The following is a 20928-nucleotide window of genomic DNA, read 5'->3' as shown; positions in this document are numbered from 1 at the left end:
GTAATGTTAATTCCACTTATTATAGTGAGCGCTAGGGGGGATATAGCTGAAAAAGTTATGTTTCGTCATACTATTATTTTTCATCCTACCGGTTAGTGCTTTTGCTAATACAGATCATTTAATATTAGTGAATCTTACGACAAATCAGTTGTCTTTTTTTGAGAATGGAAATTATACAAAAACATTTCCAGTAACGACTGGAAGAGATCGTACACCTACGCCTGAAGGTAACTTTTGTATTATAACTAAATTTAAAAATAAAGAATACCATCGAAAAAAAATACCTGGGGGTGCACCGAATAATCCTCTCGGTACGAGGTGGCTTGGACTAGATAAGAATGAATATGCGATTCACGGGACAAATCGGGAATGGACGATTGGAAGTAGGGAATCAAATGGTTGTATTCGCATGCATGACAGGGATATACAATGGTTATATGACAGAGTACAATTACAAACAAAAGTAATCATTTCTCGTTTTCATACGAGCCCCGAATATGAAGCGAATAAGCTTGGTTATCGCGTTGTGAGCTGGAATAGTCGGAAAATAGAAGAAGAACAAATTGGAGTACTTACGCTAGTAGACCGCGCGGATATATATTGGCAAGAACCAAATGGACAGTTAACAAAAGTGAAAACGGTATTGCCAAATGAAAGATATCCAGTGTACTCAAAACGAAAAGATGGAATATATTATATAGGAAACAATTTGTATATTATAGATGAAACAGGAGAGAAAATTCGTTACGAGCAAATTCCTTCTTCGATTTTAAGTAATATATATAAACGAGAATACAATGTTCCGTAATGGCTACCGTTTTATAGACGGTAGCTTATTTATACTTGGAGTTTAACTGCAACTATTATATTTTGCTGAATATAATACAGTACAGATAGGGGGCGGTTATATTATGAAAAGTGAATTTGCGTTTAAAGTTTTTTTAGTAACGACCTGTTTATTTATCGTGTATTTATATGCGTTTCTCGTCTTTTCTTTTTATGTTCCATATGTTGATTTAATATTGTTCTTCGGATTTATTTGGGCGTTTGTGAAAGCGAGGGAAGGAGAGAAGAGTATATATCGGCGCATTACCTTATGCGGGACGGCCGTTCTCGTTATTTTGTACTTTTTTATTATGCATGATTTTTGGAGGGGAATGTAAAAAAGCATACGATTAATCGTATGCTTTTATATCTGTTAATGATGGAAGAGAGGCAATTGCACCGTAATTTGTACATGTGATAGCACCTACTTTATTTGCAAAGGAGATAAACGCTGTTAAGTCTTTGAAATGATATGAAAGTGTATGTTCACTTTGGGCAATCTGATATAACATTGCTCCAACGAAAGCATCACCAGCACCAGTTGTATCGACTTGTTGAATGGAAATAGAAGAGACAATGGTTTGACCTTCATTTGTCGCAAGAAGTGTACCGTCTTTTCCAAGTGTAATAGCTACTACTTTTGCGCCATAATTTAATAATTTGAGTGCAGCTTGTTGTAAATCACTCTCTTTAGAGAGCATAGTAGCTTCCTCTTGACTTACTTTTACGAAGTGTGCATGTTTTATAAAGGTTAGACAATCTTGAGAGAATTGTTCTGTATTTGTAATGAGTGCACTTCGATAATTTGGATCAAAAGAAATAAAATGGCCGTTATCTTTCGCATATTGTAACAACTGAAAATACGTTTCTTTTAATGGGCTTGATAGTAAAGCTGTCGCTGAACCGAAATGTATTAAATCATTCGTTTGTATTTTTGATAAATCAATGCTATTGAATTGATATTCACCATCTGCACCACGCATAAAAGTAAAATCACGTTCCCCATCTTGATTGATGGATACGAATGCAAGTGTTGTTTGTTTATCTTTTATGAGCATGGATGTATCGACTTGCGCACGCTGTAAAGTTTGTTCAAGAAACTCACCAAATGGGTCATTTCCTACTTGCCCCATAAATGTAGCGTGTCCACCTAATTTTGTAATCGCAGCAGCAACGTTAGCGGGTGCTCCACCAGCTTTTTTTTCGAAATCTGAACCGTTTACTAAAGAAACGTTAGTATTTCGGCACACAAAATCAATTAATAGTTCACCTATACAAAAGACATTTCTCATACAATCCCTCTTTTCAGCTTATATTGTGTGATGATAAAGTTTAGTTTTGCATCTGAAAAGATTGCGATATGATGTTTCATGTCTTTTCGAGGAAAAACTCGGGACGTAAAGACTGTTGAACCATCGTATAAGAAAATTTCCACGATGCTTTTATCTACAAATATTTGTAGTTCTATCGTATCTTGAATATCGATTTTTTTACAGCGTTCAAATCCATATTCTCCGCCAAATTGATGGTAGAAGTTGCCCCTGTCTATAGAAATAGTACCTTGTGCCCGATTAAATGTAATGGGGAAACATTCCTCCTCATTGTGGAAGAGAGAAAGCCCAAAACGCTTTGCATCTTCTGTTTTAAGTGTAACAATTAATTCATAGGAGCCTTTATCATCAAGCGTTGATAATACATTTAATCCAGCTGTTATATCTCCTGAAATTTCTTTTTTTGTTGTTCGTAGTTTTGTTAATTCTGAAACTGGTTTTTGTTTTAAGATGTTATCTTCTAATGTTAATTCACGTGGAAGTGTTAGGCAATGAGCCCACATATAATCATCAGAAGGATATGTGATTTCACTTGATCCTGCCCAAGCAAACAATAGGCGACGACTAGTAGAGTCTTCTAAAGTTTGAGGGGCATAAAAATCGAATCCTTTATCAGCTTCGTAATAGGAATCAACATGGAAATATAAATTTTTAATATCGAAATGGCCTATGGCATAAACGACATTGTATATATTGTGAAAGTTTTCGCCGTCTTTTTCAATTCCTTGCGGTGAAAAGAGAAGTACATCTTTCCCTGATAATTGGAAGTAATCGGGGCATTCCCACATAAATCCGAATTCTTTTAAATTAGTTGTAATTTCACCTTGGAAATGCCAATTGTATAGGTCTTGTGATTTGTATAGTAATAGAGTTCCTGTTTTATTTTCACGTTGGGCACCGAGTAACATATAGTACATATCATTATGTTTCCAGACTTTTGGATCACGTACATGTTTTGTATATCCGTCAGGAATTATATCAATAACAGGATTATTACTATATTTCGTCACCGTATATTGTGAATCCATTGTTGCCATACATTGTTTTGCATCACGGGAATCATTAGGCTTTTTTATATTCCCTGTATAAAGTAAATGAAGAAGGCCATCTTTTACGATAGCACTACCAGAATATGCACCGTGTGATTCATAGCTTTCAGTAGGGATGATGGCTACAGGCATACGCTCCCAGTTAATAAGGTCTTTTGACTTCACATGCCCCCAATGCTTTATTCCATGAATGGGACCAAATGGATACCACTGATAAAAAACGTGATATTCATCATTGTAGTAGGATACACCGTTAGGATCATTCATTAATCCAAATGGTGGGTGGATATGATAAATTGGTTTCCATGAATCTTGGTTTGCAATTTCATATAAAGAATGTAATTCGTCTTTATTAGATTGCAGTATTGTTTTATATTTTGACATAGGTTTTCACCCCGTTATTATTTACTTTCTTTATATAAAATGAATGTGGCAACAAAAGCAGTGATAACTGCAATAGCGAAACCAATTATATAGTGAATCATGTTCATCATGCCAAGAGGTGCAACAATTGTAAGCATCGGAATACCTGTTAAACCGTATGCATTAGCCGCCACTTGCATCCAAACAACGTAAGCGCCTCCAATTGCGCCGCCAATAGCTGCTGCAATAAATGGTTTACCAAGTTTTAAATTGACACCAAAAATAGCTGGTTCTGTAATTCCTAAAAATGCTGAAGCTGCGGCCGGAATCGCAATTTCTTTCGTTTTTTTGTTTTTTGTTTTGAAATAGACAGCTAAAGTAGCACCGCCCTGTGCAACGTTCGCCATTGACCAAATAGGGAGTAAGAAATTGACACCGATATCTTTATTTGCGAGTAAGCCTGCTTCAATAGCGTGGAAGCTATGGTGTAAGCCAGTAAGAACGATTGTTGAATACAATCCGCCGAATATAAGTCCAGCTACTGGTCCTGCAAATTGATAGATTGTATTTAAAAGGTACGTAATGCCGTCACCGATTTTATATCCAATTGGTCCGATAATAATAAGTGATAAAAAGCCAGTTATAATAATTGTTAAGAATGGTGTAACTAATAAATCTAAAGAGTTCGGAACACGTTTTCGAAGTTCTTTTTCAATTGTACTCATAACATATACGCATAATAAAATAGGTAAAACAGTACCTTGATAGCCAATCATATCAATATCCATACCAAAGAAATGTAAAACAGTTGGTTTTGCATTTGAAAGAGTCCAAGGATTTGTTAAGCTTGGGTGAGTTAATATACCACCAACAACTGCACCTAAGAAAATGTTACCACCAAATTCTTTAGCGGCACTAACTCCAATTAAAATAGGTAAAATAATGAAAGCTGCACTTGAGAACATATCAAGTAATTGGATAAGTGAGTGATCTCCAGGAACTAATTTAAACGCTTTCAACATTCCGAGTAGACCCATAAGTAAACCGCTTGCGACGATAGCTGGAATAATTGGAACAAAAATATTAGATAGTGTCTTTGCTAGGCGGGCGATAGGGTTCATTTTTTTCTTAGGTATATCGTTTGATGTTGTAGAATCTAGTTCGGCTATTCCAATTAGTTTTGAGAATTCATCATATACTTTGTTTACTATGCCAGTTCCAAAAATAATTTGATATTGCTCGGTCGTTGCGAAAGCACCTTTTACTCCATCGATGCTTTCGATTTCTGCAGAGTTTATTTTCGTATCATCCTTTAATATAAGACGAAGGCGAGTCGCGCAATGTGTGGCACGAACAATGTTTTCCTTTCCACCAATGTTCTGTATTACTTGAGTTGCAATTTGCTTCATATCCATAAAAATTCCCCCTTACTATAAATTCTCTTTTATGGAACCGGTTCCGTAATGAGTTAAAATAAAAAACAGGGAAATGATGTTGAAAATCCTGTTTTTAAAATGTGGAACCGGTTTTAATTTTATTATAGAGCGCCTTTATATTTTGTCAACGCTTTCTTGGATTTTTAATGTATAACGAGAGTGTAATATTTTTGGTATAGTTTTGTTTTCAACAAGCTGTGAAAGAGAAGTGGCAGCAAGCTTTCCAGCATACTCATAGTCAAACGCAATTGTCGTTAAACTAGGGTGTACCATTTCTGAAATATCATATCCACCGAATCCTGTTACAGAAATATCACCTGGTACAGAAAGGGAGTGGGAGTGAATGACTTTCATTGCGCCAAGAGCGATGTTATCTGTAGCACATACGATAAGAGTTGGGCGATTATTATCTAAAATATGTTGTACTTGTTTCATGGCATCTTCTATGCGGAAAGTTGTTTCGTAATATGAAACGTTGCAAGTCGGTTCTAAATTTTCAATTGCTTTTTGAAAACCATTTTTTCGATGTATTCCAACAGAAATATCATCTTTTTCTATCCCTAAATAGGCAATATGTCGATGGCCTTGGGATAAAACGTATGCCCCTAACTCATAAGCTGCATCATAATCATCGTGAACGAGGCAATATTGATCTTTATATTCTTGCCCGACGAATAAAATAGGGATGTTTGAATTAGCCATAATTTTTTGATGTTCATTCGTTAATGTTTTTGTTAATAAAATAATGCCAGCTACCTTTTGTTTTATAAAGTTTTCAATTGCTTGTATTTCAGTTTCGGTTGTTTGATTTGCATTTGCTACAAGCATTTGATAGTTATTTTCCTGTAATGTTTTATCGATCCCGATAAGTGTTTTCATTGTAGCGAAGGAGTCTAATCGGGGGATGATGACACCAATTAAATTTGTTGTTTTTGCTTTTAAACTTTGAGCAAATGTATTGGGAGAGAAATTTGTTTCCTGAATAATACCTTCGATTTTAAGTTTTGTTTTATCACTTACATATCCGCCGTTTAAGTAACGAGAGACTGTGCTTTTTGCAACGCCAGCCAATTTGGCGATATCTGCAATTGTTTTAGCCATAGTATTTCACCTTCGTATTCATAAAAATGTTAACTTTATTATAGGGAGAATTAGAGATGACGTAAACAAGAAGAGAGAAAGAAAAAACCACCTCACGTATATGAGGTGGAATAATTGTTAATATTTAGGCTTAAATGTATGACAACAAGTCTCTACACTCGTTGCTACAGAACTTTCTAGCGTCTCGTTTGTTAAAACAGCAGCTGTATATGAATCATTTTCAGTTTGACCAGTTTCATCTGCATCAGGCTGAACGATGATCGCACTTGCTTGACAAAAGTTACCTTGTCCCCAAAAAGAACAGTTGGAAACAGAACATCTTACTTCTGGCATAAAACCCCCTCCTTATACATTAGTGTGGGATTTTACACCCATTTCATGTGTAGAAGGAGTTTCCTTTTCTAGTTACTTTTTCGTTTGCTCAAGCCATTCTTTTAATTTATCTTTCGGCTGTTCACCGCTAATACGGCTCACTTCTTTGCCATCTTTAAAATGAATGATTGTTGGTGTTCCTTGAATTTTATATTCATCCCAAGGAGCATCTAATTTTTCAATATCCATAACTTTCATATCAACGTTTAAGTCTTTAGCCATTGGCACTAGGACAGGAGATAATTTTTGGCAATGAACGCAAGATGTTTGATAAAAGTATACTGTTTCTTCTTTTTTCTCTTTTAAGTTCTTTTGAAGATCTGAAAGAGAGATTTTATTTGTGTAGTAGTCAGGACCGTTTGTCTTACTTTCAGTAGGATTATCAATCTTTTGGCTAGTAGCATTTTTTTCTTCCATTTGTGTGACAGCGAAAATTGCTACGAACAAGGCGATAATAATACCACCAAATATAAGCATTTTTTTCATTCTTTCATCTCCTTATTTGTTTTTGATGACAATAAAGCTACAAACAGCGATTGTAATAAAGCCGATAAGTGCTAAAAACGGGATTGTAATAAAACCAAACCAGTTTATAAATTCTCCGGTGCAGGGTACACGACCGCAAGCTGCTCCAGCAGCTGAAAACGCTGGGACTTTTTGAATTGCATAGTGATATAAAGAAATACAAGCACCAATACTTGCAATTGGTAAAGAATAACTTGCGATGCGATAATCTTTTTTTGCTACAGCGATACCGAGCCATAAAACGAATGGATACATAAAAATACGTTGATACCAACAAAGTACACAAGGCTCAAATTTCATGATTTCGGAAAAATAAAGACTTCCCAGTGTAGCGATAAAAGAAGCTCCCCATGCGGTAAGTAAAGCATATTCTTGCTTTTTTTCTCGTCCCATATTTTATACCTCTCTTATAATAGTTACATACTAAATTATAGTATGAAGTGGTATGGAAAAGAAAGAAAAAATATGTTTATCAATAAAAGTTTTATGAGGAGAAACTTTTATTGATATAAAAATTTAAAAAAAGCGCCATTCTCCGGAAGAGAATAGCGCTATAGTTTACATTTGAATTTGTTCTACTTCTTCTACATGCGACTTTTGGGATGCGTGGTCAATATATTGAAATAGGAGCTGCAATTGTTTATCAACTTCTGGCAGTTCCTTGCTGTATTGATAAGCGTGTAAAAAATGCTCAATACGCTTAGAAAATAATTGATCGTTCGTTTGAACCATGAGAACGAGTAATTTATCCCAATTACAGCAATACGTGTAATAGAGAGCTTTATCATAGTCGTTATATGTTTGCACTGTGTACCCTCCTTACCGAGAGTTATATATAGTGTGTGATAAGTAAGGAGAAATACACTTGAAAGAATTTGTTAAGAAAAAATGAGAATGAAAAGAAAAAACGAGGAATTCCCTCGTTTTTTAAGCTTTTGGCATTGGCGTAGGTGTTGGTTTGCCATAGCCTTCTTTGTATTTATTATCGATATAGTTACGAATTTCAAGCGTTGATTTTCCTTTTTGTTTCATGGAAGCAGATTCAACTGCAATTTCTAGGCAATTGACGCAAGTCGTTGCATGGGAGTCCCAAACAACTTCACCATTCTTTTTAATTTCACGAATAAAGCAGTTTTTATTATTTTTATGTCCTACACTTTCACCGCAACCACAATAGCATGGAATCCAATCTAATAGCTCTGCATTTTGTCCAGCGACGGTGTAGATATCTTTCATTTGTGGATCAAGCTTATCTAGGAAGGTTGGAAGTGTGTCGACTCCTTTTGTTTTCTCTTGAATGTCAGCTTGCTGAGTGTGCGATGCGTGGTCATGTTCTTCTTGTTTTGATTCAGAAGATTTTTGGTCATTTGTACCAGTACTTCCGCATCCAGCAAGAATTAAGCTTAGTACTGCAAGTAAAGAAAATACATACTTTTTCATTCGCTTGTCCCCTTTACAAATGTATTAATCAAATTGTATCAGAGATTACGGTGTATCGGTTGAAGATTTTTTTGACTGATTTTTGAAGCGACATCTTAGCGAATGGAATAGAAATAAAATTGGGATATAAGCGTATACAATATATAAACCCGCTTGAGATAGTACGGTATTTAATGTGTTGATACTTTCACGGTTTGTGAAAAGTAGAGAAGCTGAAAATATGATGAAAATAAAAAACGGTAATGTAAATTTAAATGAAATATGAAAGGAACGCTTCATCGTTTGACATGATGACCAAATGGTTAAGCAAAGGTTTGGTAAAATAATTAAAAACCAAACGAAAATAATAATATATTCAAAGCGCTGAATAAAAGGAACTTTAATTATTTTTAACATCGTTAAAGTAGGCCAAATAGTACGGTTTAATTGTCCCTCGCTGTAATACATAAAAGATACGATAGCTAAAACTACATAAATTAAGGTGCTAAAAGCAATTCCAGCATGGGCCCATCTTTTTAAAGATTTTCCTTTTTCAATAAAGGGATAAAAGATAAGAATTGTTTCAAACCCTAGAAATTCCAATGCAGAGTGTTTTGCAGATATAAGCATGTCAAAAGGTGAATGTGTAAAAATGGGTAAAATATTACGAAAATGTGCATACTTCATCGGATAGACTAAAAAGAATACAACGAACATAGGAAGAACAATACCCCAAAAACATATCCCTGTCACAGAACGGAAGCCACCTTTTATAATGTAGTAAGTGACTAATAAAAACATAAGCGTAAGTTTCCATAACTTAATGGTAGGGAAAATCCAAACTTGTATCACTTCTATATATGTACGAAGAACAGTAAGGCAAAATAATAAGCAATAAAGAGTGAAAATTACAGAAAATATAGAGCCAACCCATTTTCCAAAGGTTGTTGTATGAATACTAATTAAATCTCCGTCTTTTTCAAGCATTTTTAACATACAAAACAGTACAATATGAGTTGCAATACCTGCAATAATAAGAGAAATCCAAGCATCATAACCTGCATTTTTCAAAATTACACGTTGATATCCGAGAATTCCTATACCAACCTGGAGAGAATGCAATAAAATAAATGCAAAATATGGAGATACGGTCTTTGTTTTATTCATTGTATTCATTGCTTATTTCACCTCACTATTCTCCGATTCCAGATTGTACAATATTAAGATCTAAATTTATATCTACCGCTATATTTTTATACATATTTCGAAGTTGTTTTATATTCCATTTTCTCGTATGGCTTCTAATTTCATCTCGTATTCCTAAAGGATCAATTTCTTTTTCTTGAAATTGTTTTATTAAATCTTCACAGTCTTTTTCGACATTTCGTTCAATTTGTTTTTTTATATAGTTGATATTTGTTTTTTTTCTTAGATCAATCCAATTAGGAGAGTTTTTAATTAATCCATTTAGTTTTAAATGGATTTTTACTTTTGGTATGTCGCCAGTTTGATCTATATCATACTTATTTTCCCCAGCTAAGTTTTGTATAACAACCATACCTTTATGTTTATCCTTTTTTATTGCTGCTTCGTAACGTCCATTTTTCGTAGGATTAATAAGTAATTTTGCTAAAACAGAATGTCTTTTATCCGTATACATGACGACTTTATCGCCTTTTAAAAAGGCAAGTCCTTTGACAGCGACAGAATGATTATCGTCCATTTTAATATAAGGAACATAGGCATCACATACAGAAGAGTAATAATTATATAAAAAAATGTTTAATTCAGTTTGTGGAATGTTCTCATTTCTTATATTTTGCTCGAGTAAATCAGCAATATATAAAGACCCATTTTTTTTTCCGTAATTTAAAAGCTCTTCAGCCGATCCATCTACAATTGCTAGTTGTACATCACGCCCGATATTTGGGTCACGTTGTAAGTTAGTAATAATCTCTCCCATTCCGCGTTCCCCTAGAGCCTTTCCAAATAGGACGACACGCATTTGACCTACAACAACATTGTGAGGAGATTTCGCATTTAATCGTGAAGCAATTGTTTCAAGTGAACGGGCAGATGTTGTTTGCGTCTCTGGTTTAGACTTTACACCATGTGTGTACTCTGGGAATAGAATAGTTCCTTGGAATTTTTTGTTTTTTGTGATGTCAAATCCAGCAATATGAATAATACGCTGTGCATCCACTATATACGTTTGTGTACAGCCAGTTTGTAAAACGAAGAAGATAATGATAAGGTGCAATAAAATTTTTTTCATTCATTCTCACCATCACGTTTTTGCTTCGATTTGTTTGGATTGTAGCGCCATTTTGATTTTGGTCTAAGAAAAGAAGGTCTTTGTGCCGTTTGACTAAATGGTAATCGAAGAAAACCTTCTGCTGTACCTAAACCACGAAATGGATATAAAGGTAACAAATAAGGTGATCCAAGCGATTTTAATTTAATTAAATGAGCTAAAATAAATACAAATCCGACAGCGAGGCCTAATCCTCCGAATGCACCGGCTAAGAGAATAAGCGGAAAGCGTAACAACCGGATAGTAGAAGACATCTTTACGGTTGGTGTTGTGAAAGATGCAAGAGCGGATAAAGCAACTGCAATTAATAAAATTGTACTTGTCAAAGCTGCCTCCACGGATGCTTGGCCAATTACAATCCCCCCAACAATCCCAATCGTTTGTCCGACTTTCGTTGGTAAACGTGCTCCTGCTTCACGAAGCAATTCAATTGTAATTTCTAAAAAGAGTGCTTCTAGAATAGGAGGGAAAGGTACGTTAGCTCTCGAGAAAATAATAGGACCTAGTAAATCAGCAGGAATCATTTGATAATGATATGTTAAAGCCGCTGTATAAATAGCGGAGGAAAAAAGAGAAAATATAGCTCCGAAAAAACGAATAATACGAAAGAACGATCCAATCATCCACGGTAAATAATAATCTTCTGGTGAAATGAAAAAATCCAGTAACGTTGTTGGTCCTGATAAAGCATATGGAGAGCCATCTGTTAAAATTAAAACTTCCCCGTTAATTAATGCAAATACAGCTCGATCTAATCGTTCTGTAGGTAATAGAACAGGAAAAGGTGAATTGCTATTATCGCTAATAAATTGCTCAATCATAGTTGCATCAAATGGGACATCAAAGTCAATGTCTTCTAACCGTTGAATTGCGGTGTTGACAAATTGTTCATTTGTAATTCCTTCTATATAAGCAACTGCTACTTTCGTTTTTGATATAGATCCGACGGTAACTTCTTTAAAAATGAGTTGCTCCGTTACGATATTTCGGCGTAATAAGTGGATATTTGTATCAAGGTTTTCAACGAAACCGATTTTAGGCCCGATTACGCTATACTCATTTTCTGTATCGTTATATAATCGTTTTCCTAAAACAGTACTTTCGGCACGAATTAAAGCATATTGATCAGGATTCGAATTGTTTTTTAAGCGTATTAAAATATATCCACCTAATAATTTTTCACGAATATCATCAATAGAAGGGGAGGTAATAATGTCTTCAATAGAGATAATATTACATAAATCAGAGATGTTTTGGATTTGTTCCGATTCCTTTTTTATAGGAGTTAAAATGAATTGTTTAATAATAAGTGCTTCCACGACAGATTTATAATAAAACAAGCACAACGTTTCATCTTTAAGTATATTATAAGAGACAAAATCGCTTGATTCTTTCATGGTTTGTATAAATTCTGGAATAGAACAAAGTGTTTTTGTATTAGTCTTTTTTGATTTCTTAGATGATAAACCGAACATTTTCTCACCCCTAACTTACATCATTTACTTGTGTTAGTTTTTGGGAAAGACGGGAATTTATACTTAAAAATTGAAAGTTCATAAAGAAAAGGAAGAGTGGTGAAAGCCTCTTCCTTTTTAGCAGTTTAATTTGTTTTTTGTTCTTTAATAGACTTCACTAATTTCATCATTTCCGCTCGTATATCTTCTCTTTTTACATTTAATTTTTCGGCAATTTGTTTAATGTCCATTCCATCTTTTTTCATCTTTAATACATCATCAAGAGGGGTATTGCTTTTTTGAGAGATGATTGTTAACACAGTAAGATGACGCAATTTGATGTTATATTCTTTCATTTTTTGCTTTAGCTGATCAGGTGTGGATTTTTGCATAGTTGCTAACTGTTGTAGCAGTGCTTGCTTTGTTTCTTTATTCATATGATGCTTTTTCAGCTTACTTGGATCTACACCGAAATGCTCGGCTGTTTTCTCCCAAGATTTATTTTGCTTATAGTAAGCTAAAACATCTTTTATTTCTTTATTACTAATTCTTGCAATATGAGCAGCTTTCCAAATTTCATGTTTGTTATAGCCGAGTTTTTCTAGCGATTGCACTTCTTCTTCTGGAATTGGTTTATGGTGATGCATTGTTACTTCTTTTGGTGTGGCAGCGGATGTAGGGAAGGTGGATATCCCGCATAATAATGCTGCCATAGTCATACAAACAGCGATTTTTTTGTACATGTAAACTCCTCCTAGATGGATAATGTAGAAAACTGTACACATATCATTTCCATAAAATGTGAAATACTTGTGAACAAATCAAGTTTTTTTATTCACAGTATGAAATGACGTTTTTAGAAGTTTTCCAACATAAAACATTGATTAATAGTAAAAAACTAAGGTATAATCGAAATTGAAAATCAATATCAATGATGACGATAAACTTATACATATAGATAAAAATAAGGGAGAGATAAATATGACTACATATACTTCCATCGCTAATGTGATTAAAGAAAGACGCTCTGTTCGTACATTTACAGACAAAGCAGTAGAAAAAGATTTATTAATTGAACTATTAAACGATGCAACATGGGCACCAAATCATAAGCACCGTGAACCATGGAATTGTAAACTATACATCGGAGAAGGCCGCAAGAAATTAGTAGATGCAGTATTAAACTCTTTCACGGAAGAAGAAAGAGCGAAACGTGGTAAAATTTTATCAGATCGTTTTTTAAGCACGCCTGCACAAATCGTTGTATATATAAATGAAGATCCGCGTCAAATTCAACGTGATGAAGATTATGCTGCAACATGTGCATTCATGCAAAACTTCCAACTTCTTGCTTGGGAACGCGGATTAGGTTGCGTTTGGAAATCAGGCGGATTAAACTACAATCCATTATTTATAGAAGGAATCGGTTTAACAAGAGGCCAACGTATCGTTGGAATTCTTCATATCGGCTATTTCGATAAAGCGCCAGAAGGAAAAGCACGTACTCCGATTACGGAGAAGATGGAGATTATTGAAGGTTAATAGATGAGACATTCTCGTTTTTGCGGGGGTGTCTTTTTATTATGCAATCAATCCTCATGAAAGCTTGTTCTTCATCATACACTTTCTTAAGGGAAAGTGTAAGGAGGGAAAATAATGAGAGCAAGTGACGATAAAGCACTGCAATATGCGATTGCGGAAATTACGGAAATTGCGACTGGATTTGGGCTTGATTTTTATCCGATGCGTTATGAAATATGTCCAGCGGAAATTATTTATACATTTGGTGCATATGGGATGCCGACAAGGTTTTCACATTGGAGTTTTGGAAAACAATTTTTCAGAATGAAATTACAATACGATTTAGGACTTAGTAAAATATACGAACTCGTTATTAACTCTGATCCATGTTACGCCTTTTTATTAGATACGAACTCTTTAATTCAAAACAAATTAATTGTCGCGCACGTTTTAGCACACTGTGACTTCTTCAAAAATAATATTCGTTTTTCAAATACGAAGCGAGATATGGTAGAGAGTATGGCCGCAACAGCGGACCGTGTGAAAGCTTATGAGCATAAGTATGGAAAAGCAGAGGTAGAAACATTTTTAGATGCCGTACTTGCCATTCAAGAGCATATTGATCCGTCGCTTATGCGTCCGAAGCTCGCATGGAGTATTGATGATTTAGAAGAGGAAGAAGTAGAAAAGAAAAAGGTATCGCAATACGATGATTTATGGAATTTAGATAACCGAAATAAAAAACAAGAGCGCTCTAATATACGTAAAAAGAAGAAAATCCCACCGCAACCAGAGAAGGATTTACTTCTCTTTATTGAAGAATATAGCCGTGAGTTAGAAGATTGGCAGCGTGATATATTAACGATGATGCGCGAAGAAATGTTATATTTTTGGCCGCAGCTTGAAACGAAAATCATGAACGAAGGCTGGGCATCCTACTGGCATCAACGCATACTTCGTGAAATGGACTTAACCTCTGATGAAGCAATTGAATTTGCGAAACTAAATGCAGGTGTCGTTCAGCCATCAAAAACAAGTATTAATCCATACTACCTCGGTATTAAAATCTTTGAAGATATTGAAGAACGGTACAACAATCCGACTGAAGAAATGAAGCGACGGGGCGTAAAACCAGGATCGGGCCGTGACAAAATGTTTGAAGTACGAGAAATTGAATGGGACGTATCGTTCTTAAGAAACTACTTAAATAAAGATCTTGTTATGCGAGAAGATATGTACTTATTCCAGCGCCAAGGAAAAGAATATAAGGTAATAGATAAAGAATGGGAAAATGTACGTGATCAACTCGTAAATATGCGTACAAATGGTGGGTTCCCGTACTTAGTAGTAGAAGATGGAGACTACTTAAAGAACGGAGAATTATACATTAAACATAGTTACGAAGGAATCGAGCTCGATTTAAAATACTTAGAAAAAGTATTACCATATCTTCATCAACTATGGGGAAGAACGGTGCATATGGAGTCCATTGTGGAGAGTAAGGGCGTTGTGTTTTCTTATGATGGTAAGATGGTGCATCGGAAGTATGTGTGAGGGGAAGAACGGACATAGGATACTGTGTCCGTTCTTTTTATTTGGAACCAAGTTAAATATGCTATTCTTGAAAAAAGGGAGTTATATAGAGAAATGGAGTGATTTAAATGAGCAAAATAGGGGTATGTAAGGTTGATATTACGCCGCCTGTAGGTATTGATTTTGTCGGATATCATAGAGAGACAGGAATAAATAATATTGAAGAGCGTATTTATGGGACAGTTTTTGTATTTGAAAAAGATGAAATGAAAACTGTGTTTATAAGTATCGATAATATTGGGATGTTAGTAGAAGATACGAATATGATTCGTGAGCGAGTAGCAAGTAGGCTTCATGTGCCATTTGAGCGAATAACGGTTGTTTATACTCATACGCATTCCGGTCCAGAGACAGTCGGTGATGATCCGCTAGTGCAGTCGTATAAAATGATTTTAGTAAATAATGTAGTACATGGTGCTGTTACTGCAAATAACAATTTAAAGCGATGCGAAGTTGGATGGGGTGTTACGACAGGTGATATCGGTGTAAACCGACGAGAGAGAACATCTGATGGAAGAGCAAAGATGGGAACAAATATTGAGGGTGTTGTAGATAAACGAATTGGCATGTTGGCAATCAGAAATGCTGAAACGAAGGAGCTATCTGGGATTATAGTATTTTGTACTGCGCATCCGAATGTTTTAAAAGGTGATAGCGATGAATTATCAGCAGATTATCCTGGAATAACGAGAGAGATTCTAGAGCAGATAGTGAACTGCCCTGTTATTATTGTTCAAGGTGCCGCTGGAAATGTGAATGCGAAATATCGCGGTTCAAGGGAAGCGTTAAAACAAATGGCTTACATACTTAGTGGACATGTATTAACGATGTTACCAACAGTTACATATAGTCCAATTGTAAAATTAAGGACAGTTTCAAGTATGATGCAAATGAAGTTGAAGGATATTCCTGAAATTGATGAGATACGAAGCATGGCTCGATTAGCCGAGAAGCAGTGGGGCGTGAATACGGATGAATGGCTTGCTATCGTATTAGAGAAATATAGGCAAGGTATTCGGAAGTTACGTATAGATTTAGAAGTTCAACTGTTTCAAGTTAATGATGGTATGTTTTCAGGTATACCGATGGAACCTTTTTCAGAAACTGCCTTAGCAATGAAAGAGAGCCTTCAAAATGAATTGGCTTTCTTTGGTGGATATATGAACGGATATCTTGGTTATTTACCGACAAAAGACGAATATGCATATGGCGGATATGAAGTAGAATTAAGTCCTATTGTGTATGGAACAGTTACAAATTTGTTAATGCCACCGGGAGAGAATACTGCGGAGTTGATTGTGAAAAAGGTTATGGATTTATGTAATATGGTGAAACTTTAATGAGACAGGTTTTTGAACGCAGAGTAAAGAATATGACTTATTGTTTGATTTTGTTAAGTCAATGTAATTAATGATGATAATCATTATTAATTACATTGACTTCTAAAAAAAGAAAAACTAGAATTTATAAAGGGATCTTCAATTGTTCGCTATCATTTGTATAGGAGGTAAGTTATGTTGGATAGCTTTATTTCTATAAGATGTAGGTTGGCTCTTTATAGTTTTGGTGTTCTTTTTATCTTTTTTTGTACAGTATTTTTGGTGAATCAGAAGGTGTATGCAGAAGATGTACCGTGGACATCAGTTTCAAATGAGGGAGAACGTGTACTTTTTCAAGAACAATCTTTGTATAGTAATGATCGAAGGGGAGAAGATCTTGTTTCACCTTCATTTGAAGGGCGTAAACATGGTGGGGAAGATTGGGGAGTCTTCTTAGAAAATACGAAGTTAAATTATTCACCTAACATTCTTACCTATTCTGTTATAGGAATAGATGATCGAATACGGGTTAATGATACAACTTCATATCCGTATAGTGCTGTAGTCCATATAGCAACTCAGTATAATAGTGGAGAAATTTATGGATGTACAGGAGCACTAATTAGTAAAGATACAGTGCTGACAGCTGGACATTGTATTTACAATAAAGAAATTGGTGGATGGGCGACAAATGTTATTGTAACTCCAGGACGTAATGGAGGACAAGCACCGTATTTACCTTATAAAGGAACAAAACTTTACTCGGTAAGTGGATGGACTGATAACGAAAATTCAAATTATGATTATGGAACGATTAAATTAAATGGGTCTCCAGGAGATTATACGGGTTGGTTTGGATATAGAACTACCTATGTAGAATCACCAAAAGGTTTACTTGCGGTGATTCCTGGATATCCAGCTGATAAAATAGGAAATGAACGTTACACAATGTGGAGAGATTATGGTCCAATTGAAGGTGTTAATCCTAGCAGACTAACATACAAGATTGATACTTATGAAGGGCAAAGTGGATCACCTGTATATCATTATTTTGATACAGGTATCAAAATAATAGCCATTCATACAAGAGGAAATAAAAATATGAATTTTGGAAATCGGATAACAGACAATGTGTTTAATAATATTAAAAGATGGTCTGAATAAATATAGTAAATCCATTTGGAGTCATTTTCTTAGATTGTGGTATTTAAGAATTTTAAGCGAAATATATTCAACTTCAAGTGAAACTATTGAGTTTGGAAATTTAAATGTAGGTGTAGTTCAGTTATCTAAAACAAGTATTCCCTCATACTACACCATCTTTAGGTATTGATGTAATAGTAAAGAAAGTTATAGAACAGAACTATATGAAAAAGAACTTGGAAATATCTAAGTTCTTTTTTGTTTCAAATTTGTGAAAGAAAGACATATTGATTGAAATTAAATTTTTCATACTCTATTATATACCCATACAGGTATAGGTTTTTGTGTGATACATGAAAAAATTAAATAATAAATAACATGGAGGTTTGAAATATGTCCAGAAAGATAGTTGTAGTAGGCGGAGTTGCTGGCGGGGCATCAGTAGCTGCAAGGCTTCGTCGTTTAAGTGAAGAAGATGAAATTATTATGGTGGAGCGCGGTGAATATATTTCATTTGCAAATTGTGGCTTACCATACTATATTGGCGGTGTTATTACAGAAAGACAAAAGTTATTAGTACAAACTGTTGAAAGAATGTCAAAGCGCTTTAATCTAGATATACGTGTATTGAGTGAAGTTGTAAAGATTAATAAAGAAGAGAAAACAATTACGATAAAGAATGTAACTACAGATGAAACATATAACGAGGAATATGATGTTTTGATTCTTTCACCAGGGGCGAAACCAATTGTTCCACCTATTCCGGGCATTGAAGAAGCGAAGGCGTTGTTTACGTTACGAAATGTACCTGATACAGATCGTATAAAAGCGTATATTGATGAGAAGAAACCACGTCATGCGACGGTTATTGGTGGAGGATTTATTGGAGTGGAAATGGTTGAGAATTTAAGAGAACGAGGAATTGATGTTACTCTTGTAGAGATGGCGAATCAAGTAATGCCACCAATCGATTATGAAATGGCAGCATACGTACATGAACATATGAGAAATCACAATGTTGAGCTTGTTTTAGAAGACGGTGTAGATGCGTTAGAAGAGCACGGGGCTATTGTACGTTTAAAAAGTGGCTCAGTTATAAAAACAGATATGATTATTTTAGCAATTGGTGTACAACCAGAGAGTAGTTTAGCGAAAGAGGCAGGATTAGCATTGGGAGTTAGAGGAACGATAAAGGTAAATGAGAAATTTCAAACATCTGACCCATATGTATATGCAATTGGTGATGCGATTGAAGTGAAAGATTTTGTTACAGAAATAGAAACGATGATTCCTTTAGCGTGGCCAGCTAATCGTCAAGGTCGCATGTTAGCAGATATTATTCATGGTCATACGGATTCTTTATATAAAGGTACGATGGGAACTTCTGTGGCTAAAGTTTTTGATTTAACAGTTGCTTCGACTGGAGTGAATGAGAAAATATTAAAACGACTAAATATACCCTATGAGGTAGTACATGTACAGGCAAATTCTCATGCGGGATATTATCCGAATGCTACGCCTGTGCTAATAAAATTAATCTTTAATAAAGAAAGCGGAAAAATTTATGGAGCGCAGGCGTTAGGGCGTGATGGTGTAGATAAGCGTATTGATGTTATTGCAACGGCAATGAAGGCAAACTTAACTGTAATCGATTTGCCGGATTTAGAATTATCATATGCCCCGCCCTATTCTGCTGCAAAAGACCCAGTAAACATGGTGGGGTATGCGGCAAGTAATATAGTAGATGGTTTTGTGGACACAGTGCAATGGCATGAAATAGATCACATTGTTAAAAATGGTGGATATCTTATTGATGTTCGAGAGCCTAATGAACTAAAACAGGGAATGATTAAAGACTCTATTAATATTCCGTTAGATGAATTACGTGATCGATTGGATGAAGTGCCAATGGACAAAGAAATATATATCACTTGCCAACTTGGTATGAGAGGGTATGTTGCAGCGCGCATGTTAATGGAAAAAGGATATAAGGTAAAGAACTTAGATGGTGGCCTTAAATTATACGGAACAGTAGTACCAGAATGTGTTGTATATTAATATTTTTTCATCTTCCACTTCAAAATTTGGTGGAAAATGAAAGCCTATATAGTAAGGTTTCACTTCTTGTTTTGTGAACATATAAGATAAATATTAAAAATAGGGGTTTACAAAATACCCTATAGGGTATAATATATTGTCATAGGTTATAAATAGTGACATAATGGTAATGAGGTGATTATAGGATGGAATATAATCAAGATATGAAAAATAGATTGAAACGTATTGAAGGTCAAGTTCGTGGTGTGCTTCGTATGATGGAAGAAGGAAAAGATTGCCGAGAGGTTATTACACAGTTAACGGCATCTCGTTCTGCCCTTGATCGTACAATTGGGCTCGTTGTTGGGACTAATTTAGAGCAATGTTTGCGTGAGCAGTTTGAAAGTGGTAATGGTTCAAATGAAGAGTTAATTAAAGAAGCTGTTCAATTACTTGTAAAAAGCCGATAATCTGTCAAATATAATTGTTGACAGATTTTCAAAAACATTTTAATATACCCCTACAGGTATATGTATATAAGTTGTGGAGGAATCAATTATGAGTATAAAAGTGGATATGAGTTTAGATTGTAAAGGGTTGGCTTGTCCGATGCCGATTGTGAAAACGAAGAAGGCGATAGAAGGATTAGCACCAGGGCAAGTGATTGAAGTTCAGGCAACAGATAAAGGATCTACGGTAGATATAAAAAGTTGGGCGGGTAAAGTAGGACATCAATATATCGGGACGAAACACGAGGATGATGTATTGGTGCATTATGTTAGGAAAGCAAACGAGCATGAAGTGAATGAAATTGTGAAATATCCACATACAATTACGAATGCAGAATTACAGTCTATATTGTCTCATGGAGAAGAGAGCATTGTATTAGATGTTCGCGAAGCAGCGGAATTTGCTTTTGGTCATATTCCATCCGCCATTTCGGTACCATTAGGTGAATTAGACAGCGCAGTATTAGATAAGACGAAGCAAATTTATGTTATTTGCCGAACTGGTAATCGCAGTGATATAGCTTGCCAAATGTTGAAAGAGAAAGGTTATTCAAATGTGAAAAATGTCATTCCAGGTATGTTAGAGTGGCAAGGGAATATAGAGAAATAAATTTTTT

At 35.1% G+C, this 20928-nt stretch carries 22 protein-coding genes; 9 read left to right on the top strand and 13 right to left on the bottom strand.

The window, feature by feature from the left end; translation table 11 throughout:
• The first annotated feature begins 46 nt into the window (after positions 1-46).
• Positions 47-808: a L,D-transpeptidase gene (locus tag AU379_RS23375; RefSeq protein ID WP_044584150.1), complete on the top strand. Its 762-nt coding sequence runs from the start codon at positions 47-49 to the stop codon at positions 806-808.
• A 103-nt stretch (positions 809-911) separates the two neighbouring features.
• Entirely contained in the window at positions 912-1163 is a 252-nt protein-coding gene (locus AU379_RS23370; protein WP_000834195.1) for a hypothetical protein, read from the top strand.
• 12 nt (positions 1164-1175) lie between these two features.
• Here AU379_RS23370 and AU379_RS23365 read toward each other — a convergent pair whose 3' ends face one another.
• From AU379_RS23365 to AU379_RS23305, 13 genes are all read right to left on the bottom strand, one after another.
• A complete protein-coding gene (locus AU379_RS23365) occupies positions 1176-2117 on the bottom strand; it encodes a carbohydrate kinase (RefSeq protein ID WP_001246644.1) in 942 nt (313 codons plus the stop codon).
• Complete coding sequence (gene scrB / locus AU379_RS23360) at positions 2114-3589, bottom strand: beta-fructofuranosidase (protein WP_000049734.1); 1476 nt, start codon at positions 3587-3589, stop codon at positions 2114-2116. Before scrB ends, AU379_RS23365 begins: the two co-directional genes overlap by 4 nt.
• A gap of 17 nt (positions 3590-3606) precedes the next feature.
• Positions 3607-4983: a sucrose-specific PTS transporter subunit IIBC gene (locus AU379_RS23355; RefSeq protein WP_000367323.1), complete on the bottom strand. Its 1377-nt coding sequence runs from the start codon at positions 4981-4983 to the stop codon at positions 3607-3609.
• Positions 4984-5118: 135 nt separating this feature from the next.
• Complete coding sequence (locus AU379_RS23350; protein WP_001140396.1) at positions 5119-6105, bottom strand: LacI family DNA-binding transcriptional regulator; 987 nt, start codon at positions 6103-6105, stop codon at positions 5119-5121.
• A gap of 117 nt (positions 6106-6222) precedes the next feature.
• On the bottom strand, positions 6223-6438 hold the full coding sequence (locus AU379_RS23345) for a DUF1540 domain-containing protein (protein ID WP_001115481.1): 216 nt from the start codon (positions 6436-6438) through the stop codon (positions 6223-6225).
• A gap of 72 nt (positions 6439-6510) precedes the next feature.
• Positions 6511-6963 (bottom strand): thioredoxin family protein, encoded by a 453-nt coding sequence (locus AU379_RS23340; protein WP_000738450.1) that lies wholly within the window; start codon positions 6961-6963, stop codon positions 6511-6513.
• Between the two features lie 12 nt (positions 6964-6975).
• Positions 6976-7395, bottom strand: a complete 420-nt coding sequence (locus AU379_RS23335) for a disulfide oxidoreductase (protein WP_000532264.1) — start codon at positions 7393-7395, stop codon at positions 6976-6978.
• 165 nt (positions 7396-7560) lie between these two features.
• Positions 7561-7809: a YhdB family protein gene (locus tag AU379_RS23330; protein ID WP_001195459.1), complete on the bottom strand. Its 249-nt coding sequence runs from the start codon at positions 7807-7809 to the stop codon at positions 7561-7563.
• Positions 7810-7929: 120 nt separating this feature from the next.
• Positions 7930-8442: a PCYCGC domain-containing protein gene (locus tag AU379_RS23325; RefSeq protein ID WP_000761029.1), complete on the bottom strand. Its 513-nt coding sequence runs from the start codon at positions 8440-8442 to the stop codon at positions 7930-7932.
• Positions 8443-8487: 45 nt separating this feature from the next.
• Complete coding sequence (locus AU379_RS23320) at positions 8488-9597, bottom strand: GerAB/ArcD/ProY family transporter (protein WP_001095044.1); 1110 nt, start codon at positions 9595-9597, stop codon at positions 8488-8490.
• Between the two features lie 16 nt (positions 9598-9613).
• The gene (locus AU379_RS23315) at positions 9614-10696 is read right to left on the bottom strand and encodes a Ger(x)C family spore germination protein (RefSeq protein ID WP_000722246.1); all 1083 of its coding nucleotides are present in this window, start codon (positions 10694-10696) and stop codon (positions 9614-9616) included.
• On the bottom strand, positions 10693-12210 hold the full coding sequence (locus AU379_RS23310) for a spore germination protein (RefSeq protein WP_000467488.1): 1518 nt from the start codon (positions 12208-12210) through the stop codon (positions 10693-10695). Before AU379_RS23310 ends, AU379_RS23315 begins: the two co-directional genes overlap by 4 nt.
• A gap of 125 nt (positions 12211-12335) precedes the next feature.
• On the bottom strand, positions 12336-12932 hold the full coding sequence (locus AU379_RS23305; protein ID WP_000276968.1) for a hypothetical protein: 597 nt from the start codon (positions 12930-12932) through the stop codon (positions 12336-12338).
• Between the two features lie 238 nt (positions 12933-13170).
• On the opposite strand from AU379_RS23305, the gene AU379_RS23300 reads away from it, so the two are divergent.
• From AU379_RS23300 to AU379_RS23270, 7 genes are all read left to right on the top strand, one after another.
• Positions 13171-13731, top strand: coding sequence for a nitroreductase (locus tag AU379_RS23300; protein WP_000214819.1), 561 nt, complete (start codon positions 13171-13173; stop codon positions 13729-13731).
• Between the two features lie 114 nt (positions 13732-13845).
• A complete protein-coding gene (spoVR, locus tag AU379_RS23295) occupies positions 13846-15264 on the top strand; it encodes a stage V sporulation protein SpoVR (RefSeq protein WP_001202701.1) in 1419 nt (472 codons plus the stop codon).
• A gap of 107 nt (positions 15265-15371) precedes the next feature.
• Positions 15372-16643: a neutral/alkaline non-lysosomal ceramidase N-terminal domain-containing protein gene (locus AU379_RS23290; protein ID WP_000034547.1), complete on the top strand. Its 1272-nt coding sequence runs from the start codon at positions 15372-15374 to the stop codon at positions 16641-16643.
• Positions 16644-16817: 174 nt separating this feature from the next.
• Positions 16818-17786 (top strand): serine protease, encoded by a 969-nt coding sequence (locus AU379_RS23285; protein WP_061139773.1) that lies wholly within the window; start codon positions 16818-16820, stop codon positions 17784-17786.
• Between the two features lie 372 nt (positions 17787-18158).
• Positions 18159-19823, top strand: coding sequence for a CoA-disulfide reductase (gene cdr, locus AU379_RS23280; protein ID WP_061139772.1), 1665 nt, complete (start codon positions 18159-18161; stop codon positions 19821-19823).
• 185 nt (positions 19824-20008) lie between these two features.
• Positions 20009-20272: a metal-sensitive transcriptional regulator gene (locus AU379_RS23275; RefSeq protein WP_000456206.1), complete on the top strand. Its 264-nt coding sequence runs from the start codon at positions 20009-20011 to the stop codon at positions 20270-20272.
• An 88-nt stretch (positions 20273-20360) separates the two neighbouring features.
• Entirely contained in the window at positions 20361-20921 is a 561-nt protein-coding gene (locus AU379_RS23270) for a sulfurtransferase TusA family protein (protein WP_000023957.1), read from the top strand.
• Positions 20922-20928 lie beyond the last annotated feature (7 nt).

The organism is Bacillus sp. JH7, from assembly GCF_001563515.1.
GTDB lineage: Bacteria > Bacillota > Bacilli > Bacillales > Bacillaceae_G > Bacillus_A > Bacillus_A cereus.
This window is presented reverse-complemented; position numbering and strand designations above follow the sequence as displayed.

Coding starts and splice junctions, on each gene's coding strand:
- AU379_RS23310 (WP_000467488.1), bottom strand. CDS start 12,210: ATGTTCGGTTTATCATCTAAGAAATCAAAAAAGACTAATACAAAAACA.
- AU379_RS23300 (WP_000214819.1), top strand. CDS start 13,171: ATGACTACATATACTTCCATCGCTAATGTGATTAAAGAAAGACGCTCT.
- AU379_RS23350 (WP_001140396.1), bottom strand. CDS start 6,105: ATGGCTAAAACAATTGCAGATATCGCCAAATTGGCTGGCGTTGCAAAA.
- AU379_RS23365 (WP_001246644.1), bottom strand. CDS start 2,117: ATGAGAAATGTCTTTTGTATAGGTGAACTATTAATTGATTTTGTGTGC.
- AU379_RS23285 (WP_061139773.1), top strand. CDS start 16,818: ATGTTGGATAGCTTTATTTCTATAAGATGTAGGTTGGCTCTTTATAGT.
- AU379_RS23305 (WP_000276968.1), bottom strand. CDS start 12,932: ATGTACAAAAAAATCGCTGTTTGTATGACTATGGCAGCATTATTATGC.
- AU379_RS23325 (WP_000761029.1), bottom strand. CDS start 8,442: ATGAAAAAGTATGTATTTTCTTTACTTGCAGTACTAAGCTTAATTCTT.
- AU379_RS23290 (WP_000034547.1), top strand. CDS start 15,372: ATGAGCAAAATAGGGGTATGTAAGGTTGATATTACGCCGCCTGTAGGT.
- AU379_RS23335 (WP_000532264.1), bottom strand. CDS start 7,395: ATGGGACGAGAAAAAAAGCAAGAATATGCTTTACTTACCGCATGGGGA.
- cdr (WP_061139772.1), top strand. CDS start 18,159: ATGTCCAGAAAGATAGTTGTAGTAGGCGGAGTTGCTGGCGGGGCATCA.
- AU379_RS23355 (WP_000367323.1), bottom strand. CDS start 4,983: ATGGATATGAAGCAAATTGCAACTCAAGTAATACAGAACATTGGTGGA.
- AU379_RS23345 (WP_001115481.1), bottom strand. CDS start 6,438: ATGCCAGAAGTAAGATGTTCTGTTTCCAACTGTTCTTTTTGGGGACAA.
- AU379_RS23270 (WP_000023957.1), top strand. CDS start 20,361: ATGAGTATAAAAGTGGATATGAGTTTAGATTGTAAAGGGTTGGCTTGT.
- AU379_RS23340 (WP_000738450.1), bottom strand. CDS start 6,963: ATGAAAAAAATGCTTATATTTGGTGGTATTATTATCGCCTTGTTCGTA.
- spoVR (WP_001202701.1), top strand. CDS start 13,846: ATGAGAGCAAGTGACGATAAAGCACTGCAATATGCGATTGCGGAAATT.
- AU379_RS23370 (WP_000834195.1), top strand. CDS start 912: ATGAAAAGTGAATTTGCGTTTAAAGTTTTTTTAGTAACGACCTGTTTA.
- scrB (WP_000049734.1), bottom strand. CDS start 3,589: ATGTCAAAATATAAAACAATACTGCAATCTAATAAAGACGAATTACAT.
- AU379_RS23275 (WP_000456206.1), top strand. CDS start 20,009: ATGGAATATAATCAAGATATGAAAAATAGATTGAAACGTATTGAAGGT.
- AU379_RS23320 (WP_001095044.1), bottom strand. CDS start 9,597: ATGAATACAATGAATAAAACAAAGACCGTATCTCCATATTTTGCATTT.
- AU379_RS23315 (WP_000722246.1), bottom strand. CDS start 10,696: ATGAAAAAAATTTTATTGCACCTTATCATTATCTTCTTCGTTTTACAA.